Origin of the sequence: Pseudomonas parasichuanensis (genome assembly GCF_021601385.1) — a bacterium.
Lineage (GTDB): Bacteria > Pseudomonadota > Gammaproteobacteria > Pseudomonadales > Pseudomonadaceae > Aquipseudomonas > Aquipseudomonas parasichuanensis.
Genome location: NZ_BQHO01000010.1, coordinates 113,024 through 138,080 on the forward strand (window position 1 = coordinate 113,024; position 25,057 = coordinate 138,080).

20 protein-coding genes and 2 pseudogenes are annotated in these 25,057 nt (G+C 64.0%); 8 read left to right on the forward strand and 14 right to left on the reverse strand.

From position 1 onward, the window contains the following. Positions 1-303 precede the first annotated feature (303 nt). On the forward strand, positions 304-11,103 hold the full coding sequence (locus L6D77_RS10895) for a peroxidase family protein (RefSeq protein ID WP_236170044.1): 10,800 nt from the start codon (positions 304-306) through the stop codon (positions 11,101-11,103). Positions 11,104-11,224: 121 nt separating this feature from the next. Here the strand turns inward: L6D77_RS10895 and L6D77_RS10900 are convergent, their stop codons facing one another. The 4 genes from L6D77_RS10900 to gstA form a co-directional block, all read right to left on the reverse strand. Further along, positions 11,225-11,494, reverse strand: a complete 270-nt coding sequence (locus L6D77_RS10900; protein ID WP_232885360.1) for a DUF3077 domain-containing protein — start codon at positions 11,492-11,494, stop codon at positions 11,225-11,227. 170 nt (positions 11,495-11,664) lie between these two features. Next, on the reverse strand, positions 11,665-11,910 hold the full coding sequence (locus L6D77_RS10905) for a hypothetical protein (protein WP_232885361.1): 246 nt from the start codon (positions 11,908-11,910) through the stop codon (positions 11,665-11,667). A gap of 510 nt (positions 11,911-12,420) precedes the next feature. Further along, positions 12,421-12,876: a VOC family protein gene (locus L6D77_RS10910; protein ID WP_232885362.1), complete on the reverse strand. Its 456-nt coding sequence runs from the start codon at positions 12,874-12,876 to the stop codon at positions 12,421-12,423. A gap of 39 nt (positions 12,877-12,915) precedes the next feature. Beyond that, positions 12,916-13,533 (reverse strand): glutathione transferase GstA, encoded by a 618-nt coding sequence (gstA, locus tag L6D77_RS10915; protein WP_232885363.1) that lies wholly within the window; start codon positions 13,531-13,533, stop codon positions 12,916-12,918. Positions 13,534-13,642: 109 nt separating this feature from the next. Here gstA and L6D77_RS10920 point away from each other — a divergent pair, with 109 nt between their 5' ends. After that, the gene (locus L6D77_RS10920; RefSeq protein ID WP_232885364.1) at positions 13,643-13,984 is read left to right on the forward strand and encodes a winged helix-turn-helix transcriptional regulator; all 342 of its coding nucleotides are present in this window, start codon (positions 13,643-13,645) and stop codon (positions 13,982-13,984) included. Positions 13,985-14,104: 120 nt separating this feature from the next. Here L6D77_RS10920 and L6D77_RS10925 read toward each other — a convergent pair whose 3' ends face one another. From L6D77_RS10925 to L6D77_RS10940, 4 genes are all read right to left on the reverse strand, one after another. Beyond that, positions 14,105-15,286 carry an NAD(P)/FAD-dependent oxidoreductase gene (locus L6D77_RS10925; RefSeq protein ID WP_309295654.1) on the reverse strand — a complete coding sequence of 394 codons (1,182 nt, stop codon included), beginning with the start codon at positions 15,284-15,286 and terminating at the stop codon, positions 14,105-14,107. A gap of 68 nt (positions 15,287-15,354) precedes the next feature. Next, entirely contained in the window at positions 15,355-16,179 is an 825-nt protein-coding gene (gene dapF, locus L6D77_RS10930) for a diaminopimelate epimerase (RefSeq protein WP_232885366.1), read from the reverse strand. Positions 16,180-16,319: 140 nt separating this feature from the next. Next, on the reverse strand, positions 16,320-17,396 hold the full coding sequence (locus L6D77_RS10935; RefSeq protein WP_232885367.1) for an alpha/beta hydrolase family protein: 1,077 nt from the start codon (positions 17,394-17,396) through the stop codon (positions 16,320-16,322). Between the two features lie 155 nt (positions 17,397-17,551). After that, entirely contained in the window at positions 17,552-18,778 is a 1,227-nt protein-coding gene (locus L6D77_RS10940; RefSeq protein WP_232885368.1) for an MFS transporter, read from the reverse strand. A 217-nt stretch (positions 18,779-18,995) separates the two neighbouring features. Between L6D77_RS10940 and L6D77_RS10945 the strand changes: the two are divergent. Together L6D77_RS10945 and L6D77_RS10950 are read left to right on the forward strand one after the other, a co-directional pair. After that, a pseudogene (locus L6D77_RS10945) lies at positions 18,996-19,433 on the forward strand (GNAT family N-acetyltransferase); the annotation flags it as partial. An 18-nt stretch (positions 19,434-19,451) separates the two neighbouring features. Beyond that, entirely contained in the window at positions 19,452-19,931 is a 480-nt protein-coding gene (locus L6D77_RS10950) for a GNAT family N-acetyltransferase (RefSeq protein ID WP_232885389.1), read from the forward strand. A gap of 42 nt (positions 19,932-19,973) precedes the next feature. Here the strand turns inward: L6D77_RS10950 and L6D77_RS10955 are convergent, their stop codons facing one another. Continuing rightward, complete coding sequence (locus tag L6D77_RS10955; protein WP_232885369.1) at positions 19,974-20,357, reverse strand: tautomerase family protein; 384 nt, start codon at positions 20,355-20,357, stop codon at positions 19,974-19,976. A 108-nt stretch (positions 20,358-20,465) separates the two neighbouring features. Between L6D77_RS10955 and L6D77_RS10960 the strand changes: the two genes are divergently transcribed. After that, on the forward strand, positions 20,466-20,666 hold the full coding sequence (locus tag L6D77_RS10960; protein WP_232885370.1) for a DUF1289 domain-containing protein: 201 nt from the start codon (positions 20,466-20,468) through the stop codon (positions 20,664-20,666). An 8-nt stretch (positions 20,667-20,674) separates the two neighbouring features. On the opposite strand, the gene L6D77_RS10965 is transcribed toward L6D77_RS10960, so the two are convergent. From L6D77_RS10965 to L6D77_RS10975, 3 genes are all read right to left on the reverse strand, one after another. Further along, on the reverse strand, positions 20,675-21,241 hold the full coding sequence (locus tag L6D77_RS10965) for a DUF6630 family protein (RefSeq protein ID WP_232885371.1): 567 nt from the start codon (positions 21,239-21,241) through the stop codon (positions 20,675-20,677). Positions 21,242-21,317: 76 nt separating this feature from the next. Next, positions 21,318-21,716, reverse strand: a complete 399-nt coding sequence (locus L6D77_RS10970; protein ID WP_232885372.1) for a GFA family protein — start codon at positions 21,714-21,716, stop codon at positions 21,318-21,320. Next, complete coding sequence (locus L6D77_RS10975; protein WP_232885373.1) at positions 21,713-22,150, reverse strand: MarR family transcriptional regulator; 438 nt, start codon at positions 22,148-22,150, stop codon at positions 21,713-21,715. Before L6D77_RS10975 ends, L6D77_RS10970 begins: the two co-directional genes overlap by 4 nt. A gap of 82 nt (positions 22,151-22,232) precedes the next feature. On the opposite strand from L6D77_RS10975, the pseudogene L6D77_RS10980 reads away from it, so the two are divergent. Further along, positions 22,233-22,607 (forward strand): annotated as a pseudogene (locus L6D77_RS10980) (aminotransferase class I/II-fold pyridoxal phosphate-dependent enzyme); the annotation flags it as partial. Positions 22,608-22,630: 23 nt separating this feature from the next. On the opposite strand, the gene L6D77_RS10985 reads toward L6D77_RS10980, so the two are convergent. Together L6D77_RS10985 and L6D77_RS10990 are read right to left on the reverse strand one after the other, a co-directional pair. Then, entirely contained in the window at positions 22,631-22,996 is a 366-nt protein-coding gene (locus L6D77_RS10985) for a type II toxin-antitoxin system RelE/ParE family toxin (RefSeq protein WP_232885374.1), read from the reverse strand. After that, positions 22,996-23,271 carry a type II toxin-antitoxin system ParD family antitoxin gene (locus L6D77_RS10990; protein WP_232885375.1) on the reverse strand — a complete coding sequence of 92 codons (276 nt, stop codon included), beginning with the start codon at positions 23,269-23,271 and terminating at the stop codon, positions 22,996-22,998. Before L6D77_RS10990 ends, L6D77_RS10985 begins: the two co-directional genes overlap by 1 nt. Before the next feature lie 248 nt (positions 23,272-23,519). Here L6D77_RS10990 and L6D77_RS10995 point away from each other — a divergent pair, with 248 nt between their 5' ends. Together L6D77_RS10995 and L6D77_RS11000 are read left to right on the forward strand one after the other, a co-directional pair. Continuing rightward, positions 23,520-23,924 (forward strand): hypothetical protein, encoded by a 405-nt coding sequence (locus L6D77_RS10995; protein WP_232885376.1) that lies wholly within the window; start codon positions 23,520-23,522, stop codon positions 23,922-23,924. Between the two features lie 16 nt (positions 23,925-23,940). After that, complete coding sequence (locus L6D77_RS11000) at positions 23,941-24,285, forward strand: hypothetical protein (RefSeq protein WP_232885377.1); 345 nt, start codon at positions 23,941-23,943, stop codon at positions 24,283-24,285. Positions 24,286-25,057: the final 772 nt, after the last annotated feature.

Here is a 25,057-nt window from a genome sequence, read left to right on the forward strand (position 1 = left end):
ACATTCCTGTGGGAGCAGAACATGACCAGCCCTCTGTTCTTGTACCGAGTGAATGGGCTCTACAGGACGTTATCCCCCACTTCTCGTAGCCACGGCCCACCCAGGGCCTGGGCTGGCCGCGCCTGAGCGCCCGGCCAGCCTGAACCTGCGCGAACTCCAGGCACGTAGCCCGCCAGGCGGGTAACGGTTTTGCGCGCCCCGCTTCGCCACAAAAAAAGCTGCAAACCGTGCACGCCTATGAACGGGCGCGACGGGCGCCTGCGCCCCGCGCTCGCCCCCCCTACCGATCGAGGTCAACCGAAAATGGCCAATTTCAGCAAGTCCGACCTGGAGTTCATCCTCAAGCAGATCTTCATCGCCGAAGCCCACGCCCATGGCGCCAGCCTGATCGACCTGCTGCCCAACAGCCAGGTGCCGTTCGGCCTGCGCACCGTCGACGGCAGCTACAACAACCTGGTGGCCGGGCAGAGCGAGTTCGGCGCCGCCGACAATTCGTTCCTGCGCCTGCTCGATGCCCAATACCGCGCGGCCTACGCCGCCAGCGGCACGGTGGTCGACGCGCAGCCGCGCACCATCAGTAACCTGATCGTCGACCAGACCGCGCACAACCCGGCGGCGGTCGAGGCCAACGGTGGCGCCGCAGCGGTAATCAGCCCCGGCGTGGACGGTGTGTTCGGCACTGCAGACGACAAGCAGGTGTTCTTCATCCCCAACCAATCACCCGATGCCGGCCTGACCGCCGGCTTCAACGGCTGGATGACCTTCTTCGGTCAGTTCTTCGATCACGGCCTGGACCTGGTCACCAAGACCAGCAGCGCCGTGGTGTTCATACCGCTGCAGCCGGACGACCCGCTGTACGTGCCGGGCGGGCAGACCAACTTCATGGTGCTGCCGCGCGCGGTGCACACCGCTGGCGCCGATGGCGTGGTCGGCACCGCCGACGACGGCCAGCTCAACACCACCTCGCCGTTCGTCGACCAGAGCCAGACCTACAGCTCGCACCCCTCGCACCAGGTGTTCCTGCGCGAATACACCCTTGATGCCGGCGGTCATCCGGTGGCCACCGGGCGCCTGATCACCAACCGCGATCTTGGCGCCGACGGCAAGTTCGGCACCGCCGACGATGGCAGTGGCGAGAACGGCGGCATGGCCACCTGGGCGGTGGTCAAGGCCCAGGCCCGTGACATTCTCGGCATCAACCTCACCGACGCCGACGTGCACAACGTGCCGCTGCTGGCCACCGATGCCTATGGCAACTTCATCAAGGGCCCCCACGGCATGCCGCAGGTGGTAATCCGCATCGGCAATGGCGCCGACGGTATCGCCGGCACCGCCGATGACCTGACCCAGCTGGTCGAAGGCAACCGCGCCGCGCCGATCAGCCTGGCCAATGCGGTGAGCACCGGCCATGGCTTCCTCGACGACATCGCCCACAATGCCGAGCCGGTCTCGGTGGGTGGCGTGCTGCAGGCCGACGCCGACACCAGCATCGGCAACGCCCAGGCCCCAGGCCCGGGCGGCAGCAACCTGACCTACGACAACGAACTGCTCGACGCCCACTACATCGCCGGCGACGGCCGCGCCAACGAGAACATCGGCCTGACCGCCGTGCACCATGTGTTCCACTCCGAACACAACCGCCTGGTGCAGCAATCCAAGGACACCATCCTCGCCTCGGGCGACCTGGCCTTCCTCAATGAATGGCTGGTGGACGATGTGGCCGCACTGCCGACCACGCCGGCCCAGGTGGCCGCCCTGGTGTGGGATGGCGAGCGGCTGTTCCAGGCCGCCAAGTTCGGCACCGAGATGCAGTACCAGCACCTGGTGTTCGAGGAGTTCGCCCGCACCATCCAGCCGCAGGTGGACGAGTTCCTCGCCCCCAACGGCTACGACACCTCGATCAACCCGGCGATCCTCGCCGAGTTCGCCCACGTGGTGTACCGCTTCGGCCACTCGATGCTGACCGAGACCGTCGACCGCTTCGACCCGGCGTTCAACCCGATCCTCAGCGACCCGAACAACCCCGACCAGCAACTGGGCCTGATTGCCGCCTTCCTCAACCCGCTGGCCTTTGCCGGCAGCGGCGCCACCGCCGATGAAGCGGCCGGGGCGATCATCCGCGGCGTGACCCGCCAGCTGGGCAACGAGATCGACGAATTCGTCACCGAGGCGCTGCGCAACAACCTGCTGGGCCTGCCGCTGGACCTGCCGGCGCTGAACCTGGCCCGTGGCCGCGACACCGGCATCCCCAGCCTCAACCAGGCGCGCCGCGAGTTCTACCATTCCACCGGCGACAGCCAGCTCAAGCCGTACATCAGCTGGGTCGACTTCGCCGAGCACCTCAAGCACCCGGCCTCGTTGGTCAACTTCATCGCCGCCTATGGCAGCCACAGCAGCATCACCTCGGCGACCACGCTGGAAGACAAACGCGCCGCCGCCCTGGCGCTGGTGTTCGGCGGCAGCGGGGCACCGGGCGACCGCCTGGACTTCCTCAACGGCACCGGGGCCTGGGCCAACGTCACCCTGGCCGGCAAGGACGGCGTGATGACCATCACCGGCGTCGACAGCATCGACTTCTGGGTCGGTGGCCTGGCCGAGCAGAAGATGCCGTTCGGCGGCATGCTCGGTTCGAGCTTCAACTTCGTCTTTGAAACCCAGCTCGAAGCGCTGCAGAACGGCGACCGCTTCTATTACCTGTCGCGCACCGCGGGCCTGAACTTCGGCACCGAGCTTGAGAACAACTCGTTCGCCAAGCTGATCATGCTCAACACCGATGTCACCCACCTGTCCAACACGGTGTTCCTCACCCCGACCTTCACCCTGGAGGTCAACCAGGCCAACCAGTACACAGGCCTTGGCGCAGACGGCCGCGCCGACCCCACTGGCGGGCTGATGATCAACGGCGTCGAGATCGTGCCGCTGGTGATTCGCGACAACCCCGACACCGTGGGGCCAGACAGCAACTTCCTGCACTACACCGGTGAGGACCATGTGGTACTCGGCGGCACCGCCGGCGACGACATCATCATCTCCGGCGAGGGCGACGACACCCTGTATGGCGACGGCGGCAACGACCGCCTCGAAGGTGGTGCCGGCAACGATGCCGTGCTGGGCGGGGCGGGCGACGACATCATCACCGACGCGTTCGGCGACAACCGCCTGGAGGGCAACGCCGGCAACGACGTGATCGTCGCTGGCAGCATGCTGGCGGTCGGCAACCTGATCCTCGGCGGCGACGGGCAGGACTTCATCGTCACCACCGAAGACATCACCACCACCTTCGGCGGCCAGGGCGACGACTTCATCCTCGGCGCCAAGACCAACCTGCCACCCACCGGCAACGAAGGCGACGACTGGATCGAGAAGGGCACCCAGGACGGCGCGCCGGGCGACAACTTCGCGCCGCTGCTCACCGATGACGTGGTCGGCAACGACATCTTCGTCGGCGGTGGCGGCTTCGATGAAATGATCGGCGAGGGCGGCGACGACATCTTTGTCGGCAGCGATGCCCAGGACAAGATGGACGGCATGTCCGGCTTCGACTGGATCACCTACAAGAATGACCAGGTGGGCGTCACCGCCGACCTGAGCCTGGCCGCGCTGGCCCAGCCCCATGGCAACGCGCCGAACCAGAACGCCGGGGTGTTCAACCCGGTCGGTGCCTCGCCGGCCTCGATCCTCGACCGCTTCGCCGAAGTGGAGGGGTTGTCCGGCTCGAAGTTCGCTGACGTGCTCAAGGGCGATGACGTGGATGCGGTGACCATCCTCAACCACGGTGGCGCAACCGGCGGTGCATTGACCAACGTCCAGCTGATCCACGGGCTGCAACAGTTCCTGGCCGATGCCGGGCTGCCGACCACCGGCTTTGCCACCGGCAACATCATCCTTGGCGGTAACGGCAGTGACCTGATCGAAGGCCGTGGCGGCGATGACCTGATCGACGGCGACAAGTGGATCAATGTGCGCATCGCGGTGTATGCCCCGGGCGACGTCAACCACACCGGCCCGGAGATCGCCAGCTTCGACAGCATGGTCGACATGATCCCGTTCATGCTCGACCGCACCTACAACCCCGGCCAGCTCAAGGCGGTGCGCGAGATCCTGCCCGGCACGTCCACCGGTGGCGCGGCTTTCGACACGGCGATCTTCTCTGGGTTGCAGAGCGAGTACCAGGTCTCCCAGAACGACCGTGGCACCGCTGACACGGCGGATGACGTGTGGACCGTGACCGACACCGTGGCCGGCCGCGACGGTACCGACACCCTGTTGCACATCGAGCGCCTGCAGTTCGCCGACGGCCAGCGCGTGCTGGTGCAGGGGGTGAACGCGCAACCGACCGGCAGCCCGACCCTCACCGACGGCAACGGCGGCGCGATCACCGTGGGCGACACCCTCACCGTGAGCGTGGCCGGGGTGCGCGATGCCAACAACGTCGTCGCCGGCAACCCACTGGGCACCCTGGCCAACAGTTCGGTCTCGTATTACTGGCAGTTCGAGGCCAACCCAGGCAGCGGCGTGTTCCAGGACATCATCCTGCTGCCGGCCGGCGACCTGGCGTTCCAGAGCGCCGACGGCACCGCGTTCAAGGTCTCGCCCGATCTTGCCGGCCTGTCGCTGCGGGTCAAGGCGATCTACCAGGACGCCCATGGCACCACCGAAATCCTGTTCTCCCAACCCACCACCGTGGTGGAACCGGGCGCGCCGGTCGTGCCCACGGCGCCAACCCCGGTGGTGGATGCCACTGACGGCGGCGCCGGCCTGCACATGGTGCGCTCGGACCTCAACTTCATCCTCGCGCAGATCAAGATCGCCGAGGCGGACGCGGCCGGGCAGGACATCCTTTCGCTGATCCCCAACATCCGCGCGCCGCTGGGCCTGCGTGCGGTGGACGGCTCGAACAACAACCTGATGAACCTCAATGGCAACAACCACACCCAGTACGGTGCCGCCGACAACGTGTTCCCGCGCCTGAGCGACCCGGTGTTCAATACGGCCGAAGGCGCCCCGGCCGGTTTCTTTGGCCCAGGCTCGCCGGCCAGCCCTGCGACCTCGTACCAGCAGACCAGCGGCAACGTGTTCGACTCGCAGCCGCGCACCATCAGCAACCTGATCGTCGACCAGACCTCGAACAACCCGGCCGCCTATGCCACCGCCTACGACCCCGGCGCCAACGGCCACCTCGACTTCGGCGCGCCGGGCAGTGACGACGTACTCAAGGATGGCGTGCGCATCGTGGCCAGCCCAGGCATGGACGGCCAGTTCGGCACCAGTGACGACCACGATGTGTACCTGTTCGAGAACACCGCGCCGGATGCCGGCCTGTCCGCGCCGTTCAACGCCTGGATGACCTTCTTCGGGCAGTTCTTCGACCACGGGCTGGACCTGGTGACCAAGGGCGGCTCGGGCACCATCTTCATCCCGCTGCAGCCGGACGACCCGCTGTACGTGCCGGGCGGGCATTCCAACTTCATGGTGCTGACCCGCGCCACCAACCTGCCCGGCGCCGACGGCGTGCTGGGCACCGCCGACGATATCCACGAGCACACCAACACCACCACGCCGTTCGTGGACCAGAACCAGACCTACAGCTCGCACCCGTCGCACCAGGTATTCCTGCGCGGCTACCAGCTGACCGACGACGGCCCGATCGCCACCGGCCGCTTGATCACCAACCGCGACCTGGGCGCCGACGGCAAGTACGGCACCGGCGACGACAGCGAGATCGGCGGCATGGCCACCTGGAAAGTGGTCAAGGCCCAGGCCAACGATGTGCTGGGTATCCACCTCACCGACGCCGACGTGGACAACGTGCCGCTGCTGGCCACCGACGCCTACGGCAACTTCATCAAGGGGCCCAACGGCTACCCGATGGTGGTGATGAAGGGGGTTGACGGCCTGGGCGGCACCGCCGACGACGTGCTGGTCGAAGGCAACCCGCTGGCGCCGATCGACCTGACCAACGCCGTGCGCACCGGCCACCAGTTCCTTGCCGACATCGCCCACAACGCCGTGCCGGTGTTCAGCGGCGGCGTGCTGGCGCCGGATGCCGGCGATGCGATTGGCAACGCCGTGCCGTTCAACCCGCAGACCGGTGCCAACACCGCCTACGACAACGAACTGCTCGACGCCCACTACATCGCCGGTGACGGCCGGGTCAACGAGAACATCGGCCTGACCGCGGTGCATGCGATCTTCCACGCCGAGCACAACCGGCTGGTGGCGCAGACCAAGGACACGGTGCTCGACGCCCACGACGTGGCCTTCCTCAACGAGTGGCTGCTCGACCCGGTGGCGGCGTTGCCTGCCACCCAGGCCGAGATCGACGCGCTGGTATGGAACGGCGAGCGGTTGTTCCAGGCCGCCAAGTTCGGCACCGAGATGCAGTACCAGCACCTGGTGTTCGAGGAGTTCGCCCGCACCATCCAGCCGCGGGTCGACCTGTTCTTCGCCCCGACCCAGGTGTATGACGTCGACCTCGATGCCTCGATCGTCGCCGAGTTCGCGCACACCGTGTACCGCTTCGGCCACTCGATGCTGACCGAAACGGTCGATCGCTTCGACATCGACTTCAAGGTGATCGGCGACCCGGCCAGTGCCAACCCCGACCAGCAGATGGGCCTGATCGCGGCGTTCCTCAACCCGCTGGCCTATGCCGCCAGTGGCGTGACGCCCGAGGAGGCGACCAGTGCCATCGTGCGCGGGGTAACCCGCCAGGCCGGCAACGAGATCGACGAGTTCGTCACCGAGGCGCTGCGCAACAACCTGCTGGGCCTGCCGCTGGACCTGCCGGCGATCAACATCGCCCGGGGGCGCGATGTCGGCATCCCGTCGCTCAACGCCCTGCGCCGCGACATCTATGGCCAGACCGGCGATACCCAGCTCAAGCCGTACACCAGCTGGGTCGACCTGGTGCAGCACCCCAAGCACCCGGAATCGCTGATCAACTTCATCGCCGCCTACGGCACCCACGCCACCATCACCGCGGCAACCACCCTCGACGGCAAGCGTGACGCCGCCCTGGCCCTGGTGTTCGGGGGTGACGGCGCGCCCACCGACCGCCTGGACTTCCTCAACGGCAGCGGCGCCTGGGCCAACGTGACCAAGGCCGGCAAGGACGGCGTGCTGGGCACCGCCGACGACCTCAAGGGGGTGACCATCACCGGGGTGGATGCCATCGACCTGTGGATCGGCGGCCTGGCCGAGGCCAAGACGCCGTTCGGCGGCATGCTCGGCAGCACCTTCAACTTCGTGTTCGAGAACCAGCTGGAGAAACTGCAGGACGGTGACCGCTTCTATTACCTGGAACGCACCGCCGGCCTGTCGATGAACGCCGAGCTTGAAAGCAACTCGTTCGCCAAGCTGATCATGGCCAACACCTCGGCCACCCACCTGCCGGGCCTGGTGTTCTCCGACCCGGGCTTCTACCTGGAAGTTGACCGTTCCAAGCAGTACAACGACGGCCTGGGCAACGCCGACCCGCTGGACGACAGCGGCCACCAGGTGGTGTTCCGTGACAACCCGCTGACCGCAGGCACCGACAGCAACTACATCCGCTACACCGGTGACCAGCACATCGTGCTCGGTGGCACCAACGGCGATGACATCCTGATCGCCAGCGAAGGCGACGACACGGTGTGGGGCGATGCCGGCAACGACCGCATCGACGGTGGCGACGGCAACGACCAGCTGCGCGGTGGTGCCGGCGACGACATCATCAGCGACACCGGCGGCGACGATAACATCCAGGGCGGCGACGGCAACGATGTGCTGCATGGCGGCAACGGCATCAACCTGATCATCGGCGGCTTCGGCAACGACTTCATCGTCACCGGTGAGGATGCCAGCGAAGCGATCGGCGGCCAGGGCAACGACTTCATCCTGGGCAGCAAGGCCAACGAGCAGGACATGGGCAACGAAGGCGACGACTGGATCGAGAAGGGCACCTCGGACGGTGCGCCCGGCGACAACTTCGACCCGCTCGGCAACGACCCGATCATCGGCAACGACGTGTTCATCGGCGGCAACGAGAACGACAAGTTCAACGGTGAAGGCGGCGATGACATCATGGTCGGCAGCCTCGGCTTCGGCGACCGCTACATCGGCGGCTCCGGCTATGACTGGGCGACCTTCAAGGACCTGGCCCAGGGCGTCTCCATCGACTACAGCGACCGCTTCTTCGATGTGCCGCTGGTACCCGGCTCGGGCGCGTCGGCGCTGGTGCGCTTCGACATCATGGAAGGCCTGTCGGGCTCGGCCCATGGCGACTTCCTGCGCGGCGACAACGAGGATGCCACCTCGCTGCCCACCGCCGGGGCCACTGGCAGCGTGCTGACCAACATCGGCCTGATCAACGGCCTGGTCGACCTGCTTGCAGCTGGCGCGACCTTCTTTGATGGCGGCAACATCATCCTCGGCGGCAGCGGCAGCGACCTGATCGAAGGGCGCGGCGGCGACGATATCCTCGACGGTGACAAGTGGCTGAACGTGCGCATCAGCGTGCGCGCCAACCACGACGGCACCGGCCCGGAAATTGCCACCTTCGACAGCATGGAGCCGATGGTGCCACTGATGCTCAACGGCACCTACAACCCCGGGCAGCTGGTGATCGTGCGGGAGATCCTCAGCGGCGACAATAGTTACGACACTGCGGTGTTTACCGGTATTGCCACCGACTACCGCATCACCCTCGAGGGCGACACGGTCATCGTCACCGACACCGTGGTGGGCCGTGACGGCGTGGACCGCCTGACCGGCATCGAACGCCTGCAGTTTGCCGACGGCGCCCAGGCCTCCGGCGTGGGGACTGCCGTCAACAACGGCCCCTCGGGCCACCTGGCGATACTCGACGACGCCAGCGGTGCGCGGGCCGATGCCCCGGTGGCCGGCCAGCTGCTGCGGGTGAGCAACCGCGGCGTGCATGACGCCGACAACGTCGGCGCAGGCAACGCCAGCGGCACGGTGACCGGGCCGGTGGCGTACTACTGGCAGGTCGAGACCATCCCCGGTACCGGTGTCTATGAAGACATCACCTTTGTCGCCGCCGGCGAAGTGTCGCGGGCGACCGGCAGCACCTACCGGGTGGCGGACGATGTGGCGGGGCTGAACATCCGCGTGCGGGCGGTGTACCAGGACGCCAAGGGCACGCTGGAAATCGTCGACTCCTCAGCCAACAGCGCCCCCAGCGCTGGGCCGACGGTGACCGGGCTGGCGGCGCAGAACCAGGTGCTCACCGCCAACCTTGCGGCCATCGTCGACGCCGACGGCCTGAGCAACCCGCAGTTCAGCGTGCAGTGGCAGTCGAACGTGGGCGTGGGCTGGGTGAACATCGCCGGTGCCACCGGCACCAGCTTCACCCTTGGCCAGGCCCAGGTCGGCCAGCAGATACGGGTGCTGGTGAACTACGTGGATGACTTCGGCGTGGCCGAGGTGGCGACCTCCGACCCGACGTTGCCGGTGCTCAACGTCAACGACGCGCCGACCGGCGCTGTGCTGATCAGCGACACCACACCGGACCAGGGCCAGACCCTGACCGCACTGACCGGCAGCATCGCCGACCTCGACGGCCTGGGCGCCTTCAGCTTCCAGTGGCAGCAGGGGCTGGGCGGCAACTTCAACGACATCGCCGGCGCCACGACGGCCAGCTTCACCCCGGGCCTGGCCCAGGGCAACCAGCAACTGCGGGTGATCGTGCGCTACACCGACGGCTTCGGCAAACAGGAGGTGGTGACCTCGGCGGCCACGGCGGCGGTGGCGGTGATACCGGGTATCGTGCTGCAAGGCACCAACGCGGCCAACACCCTCAACGGCACGGTGGGCAACGATGTACTGCTGGGCCTGGGCGGCAACGACACGCTCAATGGCCTGGCCGGGTTCGACCAGCTGTTCGGCGGGGTGGGCAACGACATCCTCAACGGCGGGGACGGTGACGACGTGCTCAATGGCGAGGACGGCAACGACACCCTCAACGGTGGGCTGGGTGCCGACACCATGAACGGCGGTGCCGGCAACGACACCTTCGTGGTCGACAACCTCGGCGACAGCGTCACCGAAGCCGCCGGCGGCGGTGTCGACCTGGTGCAGACCAGCCTGGCCAGCTACCTGCTGGGCAACGAGGTCGAGAACCTGACCTACACCGGCAGCGCCAATTTCACAGGTTTCGGCAACGCGCTGGCCAACACCCTCACCGGCAGCAGCGGCAACGACACGCTTAACGGCGGTGCCGGTGATGACCGGCTGGTGGGCGGCGCCGGCAACGATACCTATGTGATCGATGCCGGCAACGATGTGGTGGTCGAGGCCGCCGGTGGCGGTATTGATACCGTGCGCACCTCGCTGGCCAGCTACGCGCTGACCGCCAACGTCGAGAACCTGACCTACACCGGCGTGGGCAACTTCACCGGCTTGGGTAACGACCTCGCCAACGTCATCACCGGCGGTGCCGGCAACGACATCCTCAGTGGTGCCGGTGGCGACGATACCCTCAACGGCAACGCCGGCGACGACACGCTCAATGGTGACGCCGGCAACGACCAGCTGTTCGGCGGCCTGGGCAACGACACCCTGAACGGCGGTGGCAACAATGACAGCCTCGATGGCGGTGCCGGCGACGACGCGCTCAGCGGTGGTAATGGTGACGATGTCCTGCTGGGCGGGTTGGGCAACGACAACCTCGATGGCGGCGTCGGCGTCGATCAGCTTGATGGTGGAGCGGGCAACGACACCGTGCTCGGCGGTGGCGGCAACGACACCTTGCTGGGCGGGGCCGGCGATGACTTCATCGATGGCGGCGCGGGCAACGACACGGTCACCGGCGGGGCCGGCAACGACTCGCTGGTGGCGCTCGACGGCAACGATGTCTTCGTGTTCGCCGCAGGCTTTGGCACCGACCAGGTGTTCGGCTTCGATGCCGCCCCCGCCGGGGGCCAGGATCGGCTCGACATCTCGGCGATGAACATCACCGCGGCGACCTTTGCCGCCAACGTGACCATCGCCGATGTGGGGGCCGATACGCTGGTCAGCTTTACCGGTGCAACCGATACCATCCGCCTGGTGGGGGTGGGGGATGCGACCAGTGTGACGGCGGCGGACTTCCTGCTGACCTGAGGTTTGCACTGGAAGAAATGCAGTGAAGGGGAGGGCATGGATGCCCTCCCTTTTGCTATCGGCTACACGGTTGGGCTCTGTGTAGGAGCGGCACAAGGCCGCTCCTACAGGTAGCCCACCCTCAGTGCTTCATGCCCAGCTCTGCATCATCCATCAGCGCCTTGGCCAGCGCACTCAGGTAGTACGACGCCCTCAGCAGTTGCGGCTTTTCCTCCATGATCCCGGCAATGGTCAGGTCCCGCACGCAGCCCATCAGCTCCGAGGCCTGGTCCCGCGCATGCTGGCAGGGGATGCCGGGCTCGATGCAGAACAGCGGGTCGGTCATTCCTTCGCCTTGGTAGAACTTGGTCTTGCCCACAGTGGTGCGGGGCGTGGTGTCGTCTGTGTTCATGGCTCACTCTCCCTGAAATGATCGGTGCCTGGGCGGGTCCTATCGCGGGTCAAGCCCGCTCCCACGGATGCAGGCATAACCCTGCGGGCGGGGAGTTGCGTGGGAGCGGCGGTGCGCCGATGCGACTTGCCCCGCGATAGCGTCATCCCAGGCGACACATGACCAACGGCCTAGTGGAGCGCCTGACGCTCCATCTGCGGCATCTGCACCTGAATCAACGCCGACTCGAGCAGCACCCGCAGCGCTTCGATCTCATGCATCAGCGCCATGATCAGAATCGACGCGGGCGACTTGGGCTGAATGGAAATGGCCTGATGCGCCACAGCGTGCGCGCACAGGGCGTACTCGGTGGCCTGGATGAGGGTGTCTTCGAGGGAGTGATGGTTGTGGGGTGGATCGGGGACGATCTTCAACATAGCTATTTACCTTGCAGGTGCCGCCACCTGCCTGCTGTCAAACAGAAGGGTGGCAGCTGTACGTGGGTTGACAGACCGGCGGAAATAGCAAAGTTCCGGCGCACGCGAACGTGCCCGCACGTACAGCTGCCATAACGGCAAACCGCACGCTATTTACCGTCACAGCCTGTCAAAGCTATGTCGTTGATGTGCAACGACTCGCCGAGACTAGGGGGCAGCCTGAGCGACCGCAATGGAAAAAAGGCGGCAGGAGTATGTTTGGGAAATGGACTACAAGGAAGGGCTTTAATCTGATTTTCGTGACAGCTAGCGAGGTCAGCAGTTGCGGATATTGGATTGATATTGGTCGGCCCGGCCTGAGCCGCTCTCATGGAACAAATCGTAAGTCTCTGATTCAACGAGGTCGCTGTGGGAGCGGTGCGGGTACTGGCAATGTTCCCTGCGCGACAGCGCAGCCCGCAGGGCTGGGGGATCTCCTAGAGGGCAAGATTGCCGGGCTGATTAGCCCAGTCAGGCAAACGCCGCCTCGACGAACGCCTCCAACGCCTGCGCCTCGATGATCTCGATGGAGAAATGCCCAAAGCGCTTGGGCAGCCAGATGATCCGCGCCCCGGCCGGCGATTGCAGGTCGCCGCGTGCCAGCGGCTGGCCGTTCTCGTTCTCGGGCTGCACACCGTTGGCCACCAGTTGGTCATAGGCCGCTTCGATGTCCGGGGTCGAGTAGCAATGGCGGTAGATCATGCCTTCACCGTGCTCGTCCAGCAGCACCTTGAGGTTGCCCGCCAGCGGCTGCACCAGCATGAACCGCTCCTGGCCCATGCGGGCGATGGCGTAGCGCACGTGCAGGCCGCCGCGTTGCCACACCTGGGTGGTGGAGATCTCGGCGCCGAGGATCTGCTGGTAGTAGGCGCAGGCCGCTTCGAGCTGGTTGACCAGTACATCCACGTGGCTGAACGTGAGTTGCATCGTGATACTCCCCTGGCTGAGGGGGGAGCATAACCCAGCCTAGAGCACCGGAGCGGATTCAGCTTCTGCCTGCAGCGCCTCGATGACAGCGGTTCGCTCACCGACGCTTTCGCGAAAGCGGCGGATGGCGGGGAAGGCGCCCAGGTCAATGCGCAGGTGTTCCGACCAGCCCAGCACGGTGAACAAGTAAGCGTCGGCGATGCTGAACTGATCACCGTACGCATGGCCCTGGCTGGCCAGCACGTGTTCCATGTAGCCCAGGCGTCGGCCCAATCGCTCGCGCAGCAGTAGCTTCACAGGCTCCGGAATCTCTTGATGGAACAACGGGCTCATCCCGGCATGCAGCTCACTGCCGATGAAGTTCAGTTGGGCTTGCAGTTGGGTGCGTTGCAGGGTGCCATTGGCTGGGGCCAGACCGGCCTCGGGGCGCAGGTCGGCAAGGTACTGTAGAATTGCCGCGCCCTCGGTCAGGACGGTGCCGTCGGCCAGCTCCAGCGCGGCCACGTAGCCCTTTGGGTTGATCTGGTAGAAGTCACGGCCATCGGCAGTGCGCTTGCTCTGGTTGTTCACCCGGATCAGCCTGAACGGCAGCGCCAGTTCGCGCAGGATGATGTGGGGGGCCAGAGAGCAGGCTTGTGGGGCGAAGTAGAGTTTCATGGGGAGGGTCCTGGTGGTAAAGGATGGCCAGTATTCTCCAGTTCCGCTCAACGCGTAAGAACGCACTTTTTTGTGGCTGGGGCACAAAAAGGTTACTTGGAAGCCGGCAATGAAGAAGAATGTTTCGGGCTGTTCGATCGAAGAAGCGATGCGCCTGCTCGGTGGGCGCTGGCGTTTGCTGCTGGTGTCCTACCTGCTCGACGGCAGCAAGCGCTTCAACCAACTGCGCAGGGACATGCCGCACATTTCGCAGCGTGTACTGACGCTGGAACTGCGGGCACTGGAAGAGGCGGGGCTGGTCGAGCGAACCGTCTATCCCGAGGTACCCCCGCGCGTGGAGTATTGCCTGAGCCCCGATGGCGAGCGACTGCGGCCGGTGGTTGAGGTGGTCAAGACCTTCGGCTTGTGGCTGAAGGTCAGGCCTGAACCTGAAACCTTGGTTGTGGAGTGAGCGCTGCAGGAACGGGGGGTAGCCAGGCGAGCGGGGCTGGTTGACCTGTTGGGTGCCGCGAAGCGGCCCCACTATCCAGGTGTCTGCCGTGGGGCAACAGTGGCATCACAACCCGCACCACTATCGCGCTAAGAAACGATCTGGCCGACAGGGACCCAGAGCACTGGAGACTTCGCCATCGATGATCTCCTCGCTGGTGAGCCGCCCCACTATCGCCGCCAAGGTGATACCAGGGTGCACTGCACACACATAGACGCCACCCACTTTGGGCAGGTAACCGATGATGGGAATACCATCCGCAGGCATGGGTCTGAGCCCGATTCCAGCCCACTCCGGCTCTATTGAAGTCACTCCATGGAGCTCGTTTTGAATCGCCTTGGCTGTTCGTAGCGCAATCGCTTTCGGCTGATTTTCTACGGCGTCGTCCAGGTAATCTTCTGCTGCCAGCAAGACGCCCTCCGCTGTTTGCCTCACTTCCATTGCAGGGCTGGAGATCAGTGTTCGCACCAGGTCGGGCTGTGTCTTGTAGCGGATGAGAAGGGCAGGTGAGGCCTCGATTGGAAGCGACATTCCCAGCCTGTCCGTCAGCTTCGTTATGCCTGTCCCAGCTGCCACGACGACAGTATCGGCATCGATGATGCCCATTGCTGTTTCAACAGCGCTCACCTTTGCATGCTGGATCACAAGGCCTAGAACTGGTGTTCGAGTGAGTAGGCTCGCGCCATGGGCCTGGGCACCCGCGATTAATGCATGCGTAGCGGCCACGGGGTCCAGCGCGCCTTCTGCTGGCGCATAGGAAGCGAACTCAGGCGGATGCTTGAGATTGGGCTCAAGGTCCAGGATCTGCGAGCGTGAGCACCTGTTAGCCACAGGCGGATTACTTGCAGCTGACGGCGCTGCACTCGGCATCTCGCTGTAGGACAACGCGCCCGTCCATCGCACTGTCAAGCCCGGCAGCTCGGTCTCGAGTTGACGATACGCCACGATTGCGGCAGCACGCAGTTGTGCGATCGGGTCGGATTCGCAGGTTGAGGTATTGATCCAGGCGAATGATCGGCCAGTCACCCCCGACGCTATACCTTCAGCCTCGACCACAGTGACCTTCGCGCCTTTGCGTGCCAGGTGATAAGCCACTGCTGCCCCCATGATGCCAGCGCCAATGACAACGATCCTTTTGTCTTGTCCATTCACCTTTGCATGCTCCGTTCTGTCGACGTGACGATGGTACGCCAGCGGTGGGCGTTGTTTACATGAGCGCTCTTCTAGGGGGGGCTTGAATGTTTGCACACCGATTGCCGGCACTGGCTACTGACGGGATCGAGGTCCGCTTCGGCTCGAAAGCGCTCCCCTGCTACCTAGGGCAAGCGCATTCAGCCGATCTGGGTCAAACACTCCTGATCCAACCAGTACCGCCCAACTTTGCACACCGGGCCCTGCATGAGTACGTTGTTCTGCTGATCGAGTTCGATGGTGATTTGACCGCCAGGCATGTGCACTGTCACCTGATCCTCAACGAACCCGAGTCGTCGTGCGACTGCCGCAGCGGCACAGCTGCTGGTGCCTGAAGATAGGGTGTAGCCCACGCCACGCTCCCAGATCTGCACCATCAGGTTTCGGCGATCGACAACGTTCACGAATTGAACATTGGTTCTGTTTGGGAAGAGAGGCAACTGCTCAATGGTTGGCCCGAGCTTGCGTGCAAGTGCCTCAGTCGCCTGGTCGACAAACACCACGCAATGCGGGTTGCCCATCGACACAAGGTTCAGGTGCAGGCGAATGCCATCGACTTCCATTGAGTGTCGTTCGGTCTCGGGGAATGTCGCCATGCCCATGGCGATGGAAATGCGTCGGCCGTCGTCGAGCACCCGGCAATGAACCTTGCCGCCTTTGGTTATCAACTCGAAGGGTTCGTGCGAAACGATGCCCTGATCCCAAAAGTAGCGACATAGGATTCGCAAGCCGTTGCCACTCTTTTCCGCCTCGGAGCCATCGGTGTTGAAAATCTGCACTGAGAGCATCTTTCCTGGCTCGACGACAGGAACCAGGATGCCGTCACTGCCCAGCCCTCTATGCCGGTCGCATATCACGGAGATAGCCTGGGTACAGCAATCGAATGGGGTATTGTCGTGGTAGACGAGATAGTCATTGCCAGCCGCGTGATATTTTACGAACTGCATGAGTTGCGATGTCTTCATAACCCGCTCTTTCTCCAATGCAAAGGCAGCACTGAAGGGCACTGCGATCGCGGTTGCATTATCTCGAATCTCAAGGGCCTCATCCTCGCTGAGCGGTGAGCCTTTGCGATCTTATGCCGCCTTTAGCGAGCCTAGGTGCGCTACCTGGCGGAGCTCTGAATGAGCAAGTTGTCTGGCTTGTAGCCAGGTGATTGCTGCAGAAAAGCTGCGATCAGCGATGAAACCTGCTGCTGAATGACATCTCGTTCACGACCGTTATCGCCATCCCGGCAAATAATGCCATCGCCAGGTACTTCTGCTTCAAGCGCTGATTGGGCGCCTGGTTTGCACATCGACATGAACGTGAAATGGCTGGCGTCACTGATCTCGACGTAACGGCTGGATGCGGCAGGCAGGCGTTTGGCCAGGTGGGCCGACTCCAGTTCAGCGGGAAGTTCACGCGACGGTACGCCCGCCGCGATCACCAGGGCGGGTACCGGCAGCGTGGCCAGGCTTTGATCGGTCAGCCCCCGGGAAAGGCCCAGGTCCAGGGTGACAACGGCCGTGACACGTTCATCGCGCCAATCGGCGCCCAGTGCGGTCTTCAATTCCGAGGTGTCAGCGGGTTTCATCTGTGCATAGACGGTACAACTGGATAACTGTGGATGAGCGATGCAGTCCTGCGCAAAGTGCTCTGGATCAAAACGCGCCCCGGCGATCTCCAAGGCGGTCCAACCGCCGAGCGAATGGCCCACCACTGCAATTCGGCCAGCGGCGACCGCGCCGAATTTTTCAGGTTGAGCGATAACCCCGTCGATGGCCCGGCGCAGATCAACGGGCCGCTGCCACAGTTGCGCGGCTGCTTGTGGGCTGCGGTCATGGGTCGTGCTGCCAGGGTGATTGATCGCGGCGACGATATAGCCTTTGTGGGCCAAGGCACTGGCCAGCCAGATCTGGTTGCTCCAGTTACCCCGGTAGCCGTGGGACAGCACCACCAGCGGATGTTCGCCGGCAGCGGGCGGCGCGTCAGCAATGGCAGGAGCACCGACAAACACCGCATTGTCGCCGATCAGCTGCGTGGCGGCGGTAGACGTACTTGGGTACCAGACCACCATCTCCAGTGCGCGGTCACTGTGCGGATCCGCCAGCCTGGAGGCGTGGAAGCCCATGGCGTTGTCGCCGGCTATTGCGGTAGTCGTCAGGCACGCCAGCAACAGCGCGCCGAATACGGTTTTCAATGTCGTCTCTTCCTTGATCAGACGCGTGCATGGCACTTGAATCCGCCACTGGGCGTATCCACCCTCCAAGGGCGTCGAAGTTGATGTTGTGATCCTTGAACGTGAACATTAAAGCCTGGATTCAAACCCCGTCCAGGCAAACCGCATCAACCTCTTCAGCAGGGCTGGGGCGCCAGGCTGTTGCTGACGTTGCGCCCCAGCACCAGCACCGTGACGAAACCGCAGCCCACCAGGGCCGTGGCCAGGCTCAACAGCACCGAGCTGCCCAGCTGGTCGACGATGCGCCCGCCAAAGAACGAGCCCAGCGCAATGATCACCTGGAACATGGCGACGAACAGCGGCATGCCGCGTTCGACATCCTTGGGCGCCACCACGAACATCCAGATGCTGGCGCAGGCCGGGAAGGCGCCGAAGGCGAAGCCCCAGAGCGCGATCAGCATTGCCGCGCCGGTCATGCCGGTGGCGAAGTAGGGGAACAGCGCGGTGCTCACGGCAATCATCAGTGCCACCAGCATCAGCGTGTGACGCACGCTGCGGTTGGCGGCGAAACCGGCAAACAGGTTGCCCAGCACCCCGGCCACGCCATAGAGCAGCAGCAACGAGCCAATGGTCGGCCCATCGAAGCCGGCACTCTGTTTGAAGAACGGCGCGACATAGGTGTACGCGGCAAAGTGCGCCAGGCCAATCAGCAATACCGCGATCAAGCCCACCCGTGCCTGTGGGTTGATGAACAGGGCCGGCAGGTCACTGACACGGATGGCCCGGTCCGGGTTGAGCCGCGGCAGCAGGAAGATCTGCGCCAGCAGCACCGGTACGCCCACCAGCGCGGTGGCCAGGAAGGTCATGCGCCAGCCCATCAGGCCGCTCAACCAGGTGCCGACAGGCACGCCCAGGACGGTAGCCAGGGTGACACCGACCATGATGATCGAGGTGGCCTGGGCCACGCCCACGCCCTTGGGCGCCAGGCGGCCGCTGAGGGCAATGGCGGTAGCCCAGAAGCCACCGATGCTGATGCCCAGCAGCACACGGCCGAGCAGCAGCAGGCTGAAGTCGCTGGCGTAGGCCACGACCGTGTTGGCGATGATCATGACCAGGGTCAGGCCAACCAGCAGGTAGCGGCGGTCCAGGGCGCCGATGCCCACGGACAACAGGGGGGCGGCGAGGGCGGCCATGATGCCGGGCAGGGTCACCATCAGGCCGGCCTGGCCGGCGCTGATGCCCAGGTCGCTGGCGACGTCGTTGAGTACGCCCACCGGGAGAAACTCGCTGGTCACCAGGGCGAAGGCGCCTACGGCGACCGAGAGAATCGCCAGCCACTGCTGGATGACGCTTTGTTGATCATGTTCAGGACGGCCCTGAGGGGCCTGGCTGCTGCTTGGCATGGTATTGGGTTCCATGGGGGAAGGTCGCCTGAACGCAGGCGCGTGGAGCGGGAGGCAATTGGGAGGCGATTATAAGAGTCGGTTTTGCCAACCCGACAGGCGGGGCCTTCGATAGTCATCATCAGTGCAATCGATAAGACACGCCGGGACGCCATACGTGGCGGCGAAATGAGTTGCTATGCTGCCGGCTTCATCGCATCGACAGGGACGTTTACAGATGACCGCCACTCTTCGGCAGGCTTCGGCCAGTGATATCGAGTTGCTGTTCGATATCCGTACCAGCGTGAACCAGAACCACCTCTCCCGTGAGCAACTGCATGAAATGGGCATCACGGCGGCTGCACTCGCCGATGCCATCGGCAGTGGCCCTTGTGCCTGGATTGCAGAATGGTGCCAGCAGGCTGCCGGGTTTGTCATGGTCGATCACGAACAAGGGGAGGTGTTCGCCCTGTTCGTGCGCCCGCAGCACGAAGGCAAGGGTTTGGGGCGCTTGCTGTTGAAGCAGGCGGAACACGCGCTATTTCAGCGCCATGAGCAGATCCACCTGACCACCGACGGCCATGCAGACATTCGGGCGAATGGCTTTTACCGGCGGTTGGGGTGGACCTGTGTCGAGGCGGTGGATGACCGGGATGTGCGTTATGAGAAGCGTCGTGTAGAGGGCCGAGCGGGAATGGAAATTCGCCTGACGACGATGCAGGATTGGCAGCGCTTGAAGCAGGTGCGGCTGGCCGCGCTTGTGGATACCCCCACAGCCTTTGGCGTGAGTTACCAGACCGCTGCCCGCTACACCGATGAACAGTGGCAGAAACGCGCCTCATCGACGGGCACTGCGTTCTGGTTGGCCGTGCTTGGCGACGAGCCGCTGGGGATGGTCGGGGCAGCGGTCAGCGATGCGGGGCGCTTCAACCTGATCGGCATGTGGGTCGACCCTGCTGCACGCGGCAGCGGTGCGGCGGCCGGCCTGGTCGAGGCGGTCAAGGCCCGGGCGTTGCAGTGCGGGTATGACCGGGTCTTCCTGGATGTCTCGCCAGAAAATACGCGAGCTGCGAGTTTTTACCTGAAGCAAGGCTTTGCATTCCTGGACGAATGGGAAGCCCTGGAGAGTCATCCGCAGATCACGGTGCAGACAATGGTCTGGATTGCCGGGTGATGATGCAGGGCTTGGCGTCGGTGAACGCAAAGCCCGACACACTCACAGAGCGTATTGCGCGATCCCAAGACCAAACGACCAGTTCTCCTTGCGCACCTCGACCAGGTTGATGAACACATCCTCAAGGCGCACCCCCGCCTGCTGGTTGAGCCCTTCGGCAATGGCCAGGTACAGCGCCTTCTTCTGCTCGACGGTGCGCCCTTCGCTGAGGGTGATCTGGATGAACACCTGGCCGTCCGAGCGCTGGATACCCAGGTATTGCGGGTCGTTCACCAGGCGGTCAGGTTCGTGCTCGGTCAAGACCTGGAAGTTGTCGTGGTCGGGCACATTTATGGTGCTTTTCAACGCGGCGTAGACCACCTGGCCGATCCTCGGCAGGTGGCTGGGGTCGGGGTTGCGCTTGATATCGATACGAACCAGAGGCATGCGAGGCTCCTTGGCGGGTGGGCAGGCTGTACAGCAGCGTAGTCAGGATTGAGCTGATCCACCTGCCGATGCCTGCTGTATGATGCGCGCCCGCGATCGGAGCAACCCATGGCCAAAGACATCGACAACCCCTGCGTCTCGCTGTGCCAGCTCAACAGCGAGCTGTGCGTGAGCTGTGGCCGCACCCGCGAAGAAATCCGCAAATGGCGCGGCATGAAACGCCCGGAAAAGATGGCGACGGTACAGCGCGCCGCCACCCGGATGAAGGCCATCCTCAAGAAGAACGCCAAACGCCAGGCGAACGACTGACGCCGCGTTCAGAAGCTTTCCAGGCCAGCCTCGATGCCGGCCTGCTGCGCCAGTTCGATCATGCTGTCGACCTGGTCGGCCGCGACGATGCAGCCCACATACTCGTCGCCGCCGGTGTCCAGTTGCAGGAAGCGTTTGCCCTGGCCCGCCAGCCAATGATCGAAGCCGCTCAACGCCTGGGCCATGCTCTGCATGCCGTCGTGCCGGTAGACGTAGGCCTCGCTCACACCGCTGGCTTTGACCAGGCAGGGCGCCAGGTACTCGAAGCTGTCGAAGCCGTTCCAGTCCACCGCCAACAGCGCCAGCTGATCGAGTGCCTTGACCTGGTCCGGGGCCAGCAAGGCCTGGCTCAGTGCGCTGGCCGGCTCCTCGCCCTGGCCGTAGATACGCAGCACCCGCCTGACCAGCCGGGCGCGCTCCTGCTCGGGCAGGTGCGCCAGCAGGGCCTGGCTGAAGGCCTTGAGGCCTGGGCGGTAGGGGTGCAGCTCGCGCATGATCGCAGCGTCGCTGAGCGTCGGCTCATCCGGTGGCGGCTGGGTGAAACGGCCGCCGAACAAACGGTCGAAAAGTCCCATGCTGTGTCCTGTGCGCTCCATTGACGGGCTAAGCAGAGCATAGCCGTCGGATCAATCGTTGCTGTGCTGTCCATCCTTAACCGGCAGGCAGCACATCCGAAAGCGTCAACCAAGGTGCTTTGCAGTCCAGGTGGGTGTGTTGCTGCTTGCCCGGCACGAACGGCGTATCCAGGGTACCCAGCGTCACTGATACCCAGTCGCTGAACGGCCCCTGGCTGCGCGACCAGAACAGGCTGGTGCCGCAGTGCGTGCAGAACTGGCGCAGCACGTCGGTGGAGGAGGGGTAGGCCTTGAGCGCCTCGGCACCGCTGTGCAGGCGCAACGCGCTGCGTGGCACGCTGGCGTAACTGGCGAAGGCCGCGCCATGGCCCTTGCGGCATTGGCTGCAATGGCAGTGGGTCACCGCTTTGGGCCGGGCCAGCAGCTCATAGCGGATCGCAGCGCACAGGCAGCTGCCCTGGTAGGTTTCGCTCATTGTGGGTTCCCGGCCAGTGCCAGGTTGACCGCCAGCCAGCCATTGACCGCCGCTTCCCCGGCTTCGGCGAACACCCGCTCCAGCAGCTTCACCTGCTCGCGGCGCAGGGCCTGTTCCAGGCGCGCGCCTTCTTCGGTCAGTTGCAGCAGGCGCATGCGTTTGTCGGCCTCGGACGCCAGGCTGTCCACCAAACGCATTTCCATCAGCTGGCGCAGTGGCATGTTCAGCGCTTGCTTGCTCACCCCGAGCACGGCCAGCAGTTCCTTGACGCTCAGGTTCGGGTAACGGGCGATGAAAAACACGATCCGCTGGTGCACACGCCCCAGGCCTCGGCGTTCGAGCATCTCGTCAGCCTTGGCGGTGAACGCCTGGCAGCCGAAGAAGAACGCTTCCATGGCCTGTTGCTGTGAGGTTGAGTTCTTAAGGTCAAGCATGTTGACTTATCCGTAAGGGGCGTCGTAATTTCGGTCAAGCAGTTTGACTTATTTCCCCCACGCCTCGCTACCGGTGATCCCATGGCTGGGCAGCGAGCAGCACCAGCAGCACCAGCAGCACCTGGCGACCCTGCGGGACTACTACCGCGAGCGCCGCGACGCCTTCCAGGCCGCGCTGCAAACGCACTTCGCCGACCTTGCCGATTGGCAGCAGCCCGAGGGCGGGCTGTTCTTCTGGTTGACCCTCAAGCAGCCGTTGGATACCCGCACCTTGCTGCAGGCTGCGCTGGCGGTGGATGTGGCGTTCATGCCGGGCGAGCCGTTCTTTCCCGAGCCGGACCGGCACCATGGGCATCTGCGGCTGAACTTCAGCCATGTGGCGCCGGGGCAGTTGCAGGAGGGGTTGCGGCGCTTGGCGCAGGTGGTGCGGGAGGGGCAGCGGGCGAGGGTGGCTTGAGCGGTATTTGAAGGCAATGGCTACTATGGCTGATCCGAGGCTGGAGGGTGCCGGGAGATCTCCATCGCATTGTGCAAAATGCGCACGATTTCAAGAGCCTGGTTGGTCACGAGGCGATGGAGAACGATGTGCCTTGGCTTGATCACGCGGTGAGACGCGACTGCCGATCGGCAATGGTAAAGATGCAGGCTTATCAGCCCCGGAAAAATGTCGCTGCGGGCCTTGCTACCTAGTCGCTCGGGATCTTCCAGCAGCGCATTCAGCGCTGCTTGAAGCAACTGCTGATAGCGATGGCGCGCGCCTTCACCAAACGTCCTTTCGGTGTAGCGAAGGATATCCAGGATATCGCCCTGCGCCTGATGCGAGATTCGTAGTGCAAGCCTGCTCATCAGCCCCTGCTTGCCTGCTGGCCCAAGGCTTCGAGATAGTCCTGCAGTTGCGACGGATCGACTTCTTCGAATTCCCCGCTGTCGAGCTGCATCAGGCCAATTGAGGTCGCATTACGCAGGGCTTCCAACTTTGCTGCTTCCGCCGCTTCCTGCTCAAGAAGCATGCGCAGGCCCGCGCGAACAACCTCGCTGAAATTCTGGTATCGGCCAGTCTTGACCAGGTCGTCGATGGATTGCTCCATCGGATTCGGTACAACGACGTTGTGCGTAGCCATGGCATATTCCTGAAAACTTCAGCGATGGCAATTTATGCCATAGCTTTTAACTCAAGGCCAAACCGGGCGACCGCTGGCCTCGCGCTGTTGACACGCTGGTCGTTGACGAGCTGGGTAAGTCGCTTCGGCACATCGCCGCTCTCACGTTGATGCTCACGGCCCCGCAACAGGAACTTGCACTTGCCATCAGGCATTTCTCAACCATCCTTCTTCCTGGCGACCCTCACGCTCCCCAAGGAGAATCACGGATGTTCAAGCATCGCTTCGTCCCCGCCATGCTGCTGGGCGCATTGGCCCTGGCCCTCACCGCCTGCAGCAGCATCGACGCCCGCACCACCGAATATGTAGGCGCACCGCACCCGGCGCCGACCCTACCCGGCAACGTGGAGATCCTGCGCAGCGAACCGACCCGACCCCATGTGCGTCTGGGCGAGATCGTGGTCGATGCTGGCACCGATGCTTCTGCCTCGGTCAGTGAGATCGAGCAGAAGTTGCGCAGCGAGGCGGCCGGTATTGGTGGCGATGCCGTGGTGGTGGTGTACGACCGCATCCAGCCGGTGGCCGCCTATGTCAGCGGGCCGTTGTGGGACCGCGATATCCGCTCTATCGAGGGGCGCAAGTTGAAGGGCATCGTCATTCGCTATAACCGCTGAATCGGGAGCGCGGCCCATGCGCAGGCTGTGGCGAAAGTACCTCGACTTGCTTGAGGCCGACCTGAGCACCAAGGTCTTCGACAACTTCAAGAACCTGCTGGTGTGCGCGTTGCTGTTTGCGGCGGGGACCGAGGCTATTCATGGCAACCAGCAGATACTGCTGGGGCTGTGGGTGTCGAGCCTGACCGGGTGGGGGTTGATCCTGGTGTCGGCGTTGCTGTTGCTGCTCAATGTCAGCGATACCTTGCATCGGTTGGCCAAGTTGCCTTATCACACGGTGTTGCAGGTGATCTTGTGTGTGTTGTATCTGGTGCTGGCTTCGCGGGTGGTGGAGATTGTGTGGAGTTTTCGGGCGGAGTAGGGGGCAGGCGTTGCCTCTTTCGCAGGAGTGCTGCTGCCCGCCCTTGTGCATATCTTGAGTCTGACGCAGCGTTTTCAGCGCGCACCTCGAAGTCGAGTCGGACCAACAAGGCGGACAGTGAAGAGCTTGCAGGAGTAACTGGCCCGAAACAGATGTGGGAGCTGGCTTGCCAGCGATGCGCCGCGCGGGCGGCGCTCGATTTCATAGGCGCTGCAAGAGTACCGGCAGGCACATAGTGGCCCTCACCCAATATCACGCCATGCACCTGGCGGCCATTACCGAATCTTGATTTCCCAGGGCCAACCGTGTGTTGCCCAAGCGCCTGTCTTGGGATCGCATGTGGGCCTCTAGGTGCATGGCGATAGAGGTGCAGCACCCTCAAGATCGAGCGCCGCCCGCGCGGCGCATCGCTGGCAAGCCAGCTCCCACATCTGTTTCGGGCCAGTTATTCCTGGTGTTTCACAGATATCCGCCTTGGTGGCATGGCGGAGAATCTCGGTGCGCGCTGGCGGCCTCCTTCCTACATGAATGAATCAGATGTTCCCTATTCCGCGTAGGCCCTTTCCGAAGCATGCTTCCACGGCTTTTGCGCCATCGAACTGAGGTCTAGTCTCGCCCAGCCGCTGCAAATTCAGCGGCCGGGTCTGCAAGCCCGTGCGGGACAACTAGATCAGCAACACCATCAGTCTTCGGCTTCTGGCATCTGACTGCGCTTTATGGTGGCTGCGTACGGGTGACTTTCGGGTCAACCGGGCTTTCTCTAGTTGCCCCG

Coding starts and splice junctions, on each gene's coding strand:
- L6D77_RS10960 (WP_232885370.1), top strand. CDS start 20,466: ATGGCCAAAGACATCGACAACCCCTGCGTCTCGCTGTGCCAGCTCAAC.
- L6D77_RS10990 (WP_232885375.1), bottom strand. CDS start 23,271: ATGGCTACGCACAACGTCGTTGTACCGAATCCGATGGAGCAATCCATC.
- L6D77_RS10920 (WP_232885364.1), top strand. CDS start 13,643: ATGAAGAAGAATGTTTCGGGCTGTTCGATCGAAGAAGCGATGCGCCTG.
- L6D77_RS10950 (WP_232885389.1), top strand. CDS start 19,452: ATGGAAATTCGCCTGACGACGATGCAGGATTGGCAGCGCTTGAAGCAG.
- gstA (WP_232885363.1), bottom strand. CDS start 13,533: ATGAAACTCTACTTCGCCCCACAAGCCTGCTCTCTGGCCCCCCACATC.
- L6D77_RS10955 (WP_232885369.1), bottom strand. CDS start 20,357: ATGCCTCTGGTTCGTATCGATATCAAGCGCAACCCCGACCCCAGCCAC.
- L6D77_RS10900 (WP_232885360.1), bottom strand. CDS start 11,494: ATGAACACAGACGACACCACGCCCCGCACCACTGTGGGCAAGACCAAG.
- L6D77_RS10895 (WP_236170044.1), top strand. CDS start 304: ATGGCCAATTTCAGCAAGTCCGACCTGGAGTTCATCCTCAAGCAGATC.
- L6D77_RS10910 (WP_232885362.1), bottom strand. CDS start 12,876: ATGCAACTCACGTTCAGCCACGTGGATGTACTGGTCAACCAGCTCGAA.
- L6D77_RS10905 (WP_232885361.1), bottom strand. CDS start 11,910: ATGTTGAAGATCGTCCCCGATCCACCCCACAACCATCACTCCCTCGAA.
- L6D77_RS11000 (WP_232885377.1), top strand. CDS start 23,941: ATGCGCAGGCTGTGGCGAAAGTACCTCGACTTGCTTGAGGCCGACCTG.
- L6D77_RS10940 (WP_232885368.1), bottom strand. CDS start 18,778: ATGCCAAGCAGCAGCCAGGCCCCTCAGGGCCGTCCTGAACATGATCAA.
- L6D77_RS10975 (WP_232885373.1), bottom strand. CDS start 22,150: ATGCTTGACCTTAAGAACTCAACCTCACAGCAACAGGCCATGGAAGCG.
- L6D77_RS10995 (WP_232885376.1), top strand. CDS start 23,520: ATGTTCAAGCATCGCTTCGTCCCCGCCATGCTGCTGGGCGCATTGGCC.
- L6D77_RS10985 (WP_232885374.1), bottom strand. CDS start 22,996: ATGAGCAGGCTTGCACTACGAATCTCGCATCAGGCGCAGGGCGATATC.
- L6D77_RS10965 (WP_232885371.1), bottom strand. CDS start 21,241: ATGGGACTTTTCGACCGTTTGTTCGGCGGCCGTTTCACCCAGCCGCCA.
- L6D77_RS10970 (WP_232885372.1), bottom strand. CDS start 21,716: ATGAGCGAAACCTACCAGGGCAGCTGCCTGTGCGCTGCGATCCGCTAT.
- dapF (WP_232885366.1), bottom strand. CDS start 16,179: ATGAAGACATCGCAACTCATGCAGTTCGTAAAATATCACGCGGCTGGC.